The 4,948-nt window shown below is 65.0% G+C and carries 5 protein-coding genes and 1 pseudogene; 4 read left to right on the top strand and 2 right to left on the bottom strand.

Annotation, left to right across the window (positions count from 1 at the left end; all coding sequences use genetic code 11):
• The first annotated feature begins 262 nt into the window (after positions 1-262).
• Together ACZ53N_RS36295 and ACZ53N_RS36300 are read left to right on the top strand one after the other, a co-directional pair.
• Positions 263-703, top strand: a complete 441-nt coding sequence (locus tag ACZ53N_RS36295) for a hypothetical protein (protein ID WP_469144988.1) — start codon at positions 263-265, stop codon at positions 701-703.
• Positions 704-890: 187 nt separating this feature from the next.
• Positions 891-1,690: pseudogene (locus tag ACZ53N_RS36300) on the top strand (IS5 family transposase).
• Positions 1,691-1,696: 6 nt separating this feature from the next.
• Here the strand turns inward: ACZ53N_RS36300 and ACZ53N_RS36305 are convergent.
• Entirely contained in the window at positions 1,697-2,362 is a 666-nt protein-coding gene (locus ACZ53N_RS36305; RefSeq protein ID WP_469144989.1) for a class I SAM-dependent DNA methyltransferase, read from the bottom strand.
• Between the two features lie 37 nt (positions 2,363-2,399).
• A complete protein-coding gene (locus tag ACZ53N_RS36310) occupies positions 2,400-2,975 on the bottom strand; it encodes a dihydrofolate reductase family protein (RefSeq protein ID WP_469144990.1) in 576 nt (191 codons plus the stop codon).
• A 365-nt stretch (positions 2,976-3,340) separates the two neighbouring features.
• On the opposite strand from ACZ53N_RS36310, the gene ACZ53N_RS36315 reads away from it, so the two are divergent.
• Complete coding sequence (locus tag ACZ53N_RS36315; RefSeq protein WP_469144991.1) at positions 3,341-3,844, top strand: GNAT family N-acetyltransferase; 504 nt, start codon at positions 3,341-3,343, stop codon at positions 3,842-3,844.
• Between the two features lie 134 nt (positions 3,845-3,978).
• Positions 3,979-4,389 (top strand): transposase, encoded by a 411-nt coding sequence (locus tag ACZ53N_RS36320; RefSeq protein WP_469144992.1) that lies wholly within the window; start codon positions 3,979-3,981, stop codon positions 4,387-4,389.
• Positions 4,390-4,948: the final 559 nt, after the last annotated feature.

Below are 4,948 nucleotides of genomic sequence, written 5' to 3' on the forward strand. Positions count from 1 at the left end.
TACCTCGCCGGCCTCCACCTGCGCGCTTCATTGATCTGGATCAAGGACCTCACCCGGACCAGCCCTTGATCACAACCGAATACGCGCCCTAGTTCAGCCAATCGTGCGGCCGTGATTTGACGGATGCCGTGGGGAGCGGCTGCGGCCGCTCCCCACGTTCAATAACAAGCGTTGTGGCCGGTGGCGGGGCCACCGGCAGGGCTGACGCCAGTCGCTTCCCCGGTCAGTATGTCGGCCAGACCCATCGAGGAGAGTTGTCGCGATGAGAGCATCCCGCCCGGCCAAGTCGGCATGGCGTATGGGCGTTGCCTGGCGGATCGTCCGCTGCGTGCTCTTGTATCTTCTGGTCTATGCTCTGGCTTGGGTGGCCATCGGGCTGGTGGCGCCTCGGGAGACCACTTCCTTCTCCGAGCAACTCTCGCGCTGGGACTCTTTCTTGTCCTATCTCGATACGGGAATGTATTGTTTCGTGTTGATCGGGCTTCCGTCGATCTTCATCATTGTCCTGACAGGCCTATCCCATCATGAGATGGAGCCACCGATGTTCAGGGCGATGGTGACCGCTCTGATCCTGTTGCCCACGTGGTTTCTCCCGTTCGGCAACATTGTGGAAGAGCTGCTGTTTCAAGTTGCGGCCCAAGTAGTGTTCACCACACTCGTGATGCCCGTCCCTATGATCCCCCGACGGGATTCCGGGCCATGAGTGGTCCGTTCGTCACTGGCTGAGGACACGACGTCGCTACCGAGACCAGCACAGGCCGGATTGCTGGCGACCTCACGATCTTGATGGCCGCCCGCGAACCTTCCCTGACGGGCTCACACAGCACATCTGCAACTTCTAAGAGACCGTCTCAACTGGACTGATCGCTCGGCTGGTGGGCGTGATGGCGATGGTGGAGCGGCTGGTGCCGGACGGGTTGTGGGAGTTATTCCAGCGGGTGGTCCCGGCTGCTCCAGTACGGCCTCAGGGTGGCGGCCGACGCCGGTATGGAGACCGCCAAGTGCTGGCAGCCATCGTGTTCGTGGCCACGACCGGCTGCACGTGGCGGCAACTCCCGCCAGGCTTCGGTCCATCCGGGCCCACCGCACACCGGCGATTCACGGAGTGGAGCCGTGCTCGGGTGTGGGGCAAGCTCCATCGCCTGGTCTAGGACGAGCTCGGTGCACGTGGCACCCTGGACTGGTCGCGGTGTGTGATCGATTCGGTGAACATGCGGGCAGCAAAAGGGGGGACCTGACGGGTCGTCCGAATCCCGTAGATCGCGGGAAGAAGGGCTCAAAGATCCACTTGATCACCGAGCGGACCGGTCTGCCCCTCTCCATCGGCATCTCCGCCGCGAACACCCACGACAGCCAGGCCTTGGAGCCTCTTGTGCGAGGTATCCCGCCGATCCGCTCCCGACGTGGACCGCTCCGACGACGGCCCGCCAAGCTCCATGGCGACAAGGGGTACGACTATGGCCACCTGAGGCGATGGCTGCGCTCACGGAACATCACTCCGCGCATCGCTCGCAAGGGCATCGAGTCCTCCCAGCGGCTGGGCCGACATCGTTGGACCGTGGAGCGGACGGTGGCCTGGCTTGCAGGATGCCGCCGTCTGCACCGGCGTTATGAGCGCAAGGCCGAACACTTCCTCGCCTTCGCCGGCATCGCCGCCACCCTCATCTGCTACCGGCGGTTTACCGGATGAGGGGTTTCACTGAAGGTCTGGCCGACGGCGTGCGAGGAGGATTCCCCCAAGGGTGCTCTCGGCTGAGGTGAGCGTCCTGTGTTCGTCGACGGTGAAGCCGGCCTCGTCGAGCCAGCCAATCATCTGGCTGTGCTGGCGACGATGGACCGTGACCTTCATCGGGTGGCCGCCATAGCCCTCCGTCTTCACCTTCGAGGTGTCCCCGACATGGAAGCTGAGGAGCAGCGGTCCGCCTGGCTGCAGCACTCGGTGAAAGTGCTTGAAGACCGTACCGATCTGTGTGTCGGGGATATGAATCAGCGAGTACCAGGCGACCAAGCCAGCTATCGAGCCATCGCTGAGGCTGAGGTCCGTCATGGAGCCGAGTTCGAACCGCAGTCCGGGGTGGTCACGCCGGGCCATCTCGATCATCCCGGGCGATAGGTCGATCCCGAACGCGTCCAAGCCCAGCTGGCGCAAGTGAGCCGTGATCCGCCCCGGCCCACATCCCACGTCGGCGACCGACCCCCCGCCGCGCGAACTCACCAGGCCGGCGAACAGCTCCAGGACCGCACGCTCTACGGGTGTTTCGTCCAGAAGGTTGCGCACCTGGTCCGCATAGCTCGCGGCGACGGTGTCATAGGACGTCCGCGTGTCTGCCAACCAACTGTCAGTGCTCGGTTCGTTCTCCACGCCCGCAGGCTACTCAACGGCCCAAACAAGATGACCTCTAAAGCCGAGCCTGGCGCGCCACGCGGTAGCGGAGGTGGACGACTCCTGAGCTGAAGGTGCGAGTTTCGACGAGTTCGAGATCCACCCGGCGCTCGCGCTGGGCAAAGAAAGGAATGCCACCGCCAACCAGCACGGGGTAGACCATGGCCTGGTACTCGTCGATCAGACCCAACGCTGCCGCCTCGGCGGCGAGAGTCGCGCCGCCGATCGCGATGTCGCCCTCCCCGGGCTCGGCTCGCAACCGCTCGATCTCCTCCGCCAAGCCGCCCGAGGCCAGGCGGGCATTGCCCTGCACCGCCGACAGCGTGGTGGAGAACACCACCTTCGGGAGCGGCTTCCAGATCGCGGCCCACTCGAGCATGGAGTCATCAAGTGATGGATCCTGGTCGGCGGTCTCCCAGTACAGCATCGTCTCGTACAGCCGTCGTCCCAACAGGTGGACGCCGACCTGTCGAATCTCGTCGATCCAGAAGCGAAAGACCTCCTCGTCGGGCGCCGTCCAGTCGAAGTCGCCGTCCGGCCCGACGATGTAGCCATCAAGCGAGACGCCCATCGAATAGGTCACGCTGCGCATCAGATGTCCTCCTCGGTAACGGTTCGACAGTACGACCGCCGACCGCCGTAGGACTCGTCACGGCACGCGGGATCTCCTCGGATTTCCCCACCCACGCGAAGATCATCACGAGGGAGGGTGATCTTTCAAAGCGCGACCTACGCGCATCCGTGGGAATCGCCAACGTCGCTCGCGGTTTGGTTGCGTGTCAGGACGCCGAGAGTTGTGGCATTTGAGTGTGGCGCCGGGAGTGCGGTGGTACCTCTCGCGGCGGCCACGGGGTCCGATGGGACCGCCCGGTGCTGCGGTCGGACTCTGCCGAGATCCCATCCGGCGGAAGCGGACGCTTGTGCGAAGATCGCGGCGTGAGTGATCTACTTTTCCGCATGGCTGCCGACGCTGACCTTGCCTCCGTCGTACGCCTCCGTGACGACGCCGCACGCTGGATGAACGCCCAGGGCATCACCGGCCAGTGGCAGCCCGGGGAACTGGGCGAGGACCACTTCCTGCGGATCATGGACGACGGGGAAGTCTGGATCGCGGAGGCCGACGGCCGTGCCGTCGGGGCCTGGGAGTTGTGGTGGGAGGACAAGGACGCCTGGGGAGCCCAGCCCCCGACAGCCGGATACATACATCGGTTGATGGTGGACCATGAGACGGTCCCGCCGGGGACGGGACAGCGGCTTCTGCGAGCCGCCGAGCGCCGCGTGGCCGAATCGGGCCGAACCTTGGTCCGCCTCGATTGTCTGGCAGGCAACGCTCGTCTGACCGCCTACTACCTCGACTCCGGGTACCGCGTCGTCGGCCACAAGGAAGGCAAGCCGCAGCCGGGCGGTACGACCAAGTCGTTCACGCTCCTCGAAAAGTCCGTGCAGTACGACGGTCGCTGAACTTTCCCGGTGAGCCGTCGTAGGCCGGTGTCGAAAGGGGGATCTTGAGTTTTGGATGATCGTGGTTCGTGGCGCGGGGAGATCTCCCAGACGAACAGTGGGCAGTGCTGGAGCCGTTGTTGCCGAGAGGTCGGATGCCTGGCAGGCCTCGAGTGTGGCCGTGGCGGAAGTTGATCGACGGCATACGCCTGCGGGTCCGGACCGGCATCCCGTGGCGGGACGTGCCAGCCGAGTACGGGCCCTGGGGCCGGGTTTACGACCTGTTCCGCCGGTGGCAGCGGCAGCGGGACGGCACGTGGTACCGGATCCTCTCCCAGCTCCGGTCCCGGGCCGACTCCCAGGGCTCGATCACGTGGGATCTCAACGTCGACTCCACGGTGTTTCGGGCCCATCAACACGCGGCCGGAGCCCGAAACGGGGCGAGCTGCAGAAGGAGTCACCCGGTGGCGTCTTCGTCGAGTCGGATGTCCACGGACTGGGGCGCTCGCGCGGGCTCACCACCAAAGTGCACCTGGCGGTCGAGCAGGGGCAGAAGACCATGTTGATCGTCGTGACCCCGGGCAGCGGGGCGACTCTCCCCAGTTCAAGACCGTCCTGGAGCGTGTCCGGGTTCCTCGCCCTGGTCCAGGCAGGCCTTGAAGTCTGCACCGGCGGGTACGAGCGGACAAGGCGTATGCGTCCCATGGCAACCGCGCCTGCCTGCGCAGACGCGGTATCCACTGCACCATCCCCGACGAAGCCCACCAGGCCCACAATCGCAAGGTCCGAGAATCCCGAGGCGGTCGGCGAAGGCAACCGCCCTGAAAGCACTTTCGATACACGGCCGGTCTGGGGGTGACGGTGGTGTGATCCCTGCGGCATGCCGGGAGGGTGCGGTGTTGCCGCTGGGGGGCCTGATGCGTCGTCGCATCTGATGTGCCGGTGGGTTCAGGCACGTTTCGATGCCTGAACCCACCGGCGCGACCGGGCCCGGTGCACACCCTGGAGGTGTTGCTTTGTCTGGGTGTGGGTTATGTGGTGGGTGTGGGGTAGGTGGGGTGTTCGATTCCGGTGAGGTGTTGGACGGTGCGGATGACTTGGCAGGAGTAGCCGTATTCGTTGTCG

The sequence above is a fragment of the Streptomyces sp. NPDC033229 genome (genome assembly GCF_055576875.1).

Bases quoted from the DNA above. Each gene is read 5' to 3' on its own strand.
- ACZ53N_RS36295 (WP_469144988.1), top strand. From the start codon at position 263: ATGAGAGCATCCCGCCCGGCCAAGTCGGCATGGCGTATGGGCGTTGCC.
- ACZ53N_RS36310 (WP_469144990.1), bottom strand. From the start codon at position 2,975: ATGCGCAGCGTGACCTATTCGATGGGCGTCTCGCTTGATGGCTACATC.
- ACZ53N_RS36320 (WP_469144992.1), top strand. From the start codon at position 3,979: ATGCCTGGCAGGCCTCGAGTGTGGCCGTGGCGGAAGTTGATCGACGGC.
- ACZ53N_RS36315 (WP_469144991.1), top strand. From the start codon at position 3,341: ATGGCTGCCGACGCTGACCTTGCCTCCGTCGTACGCCTCCGTGACGAC.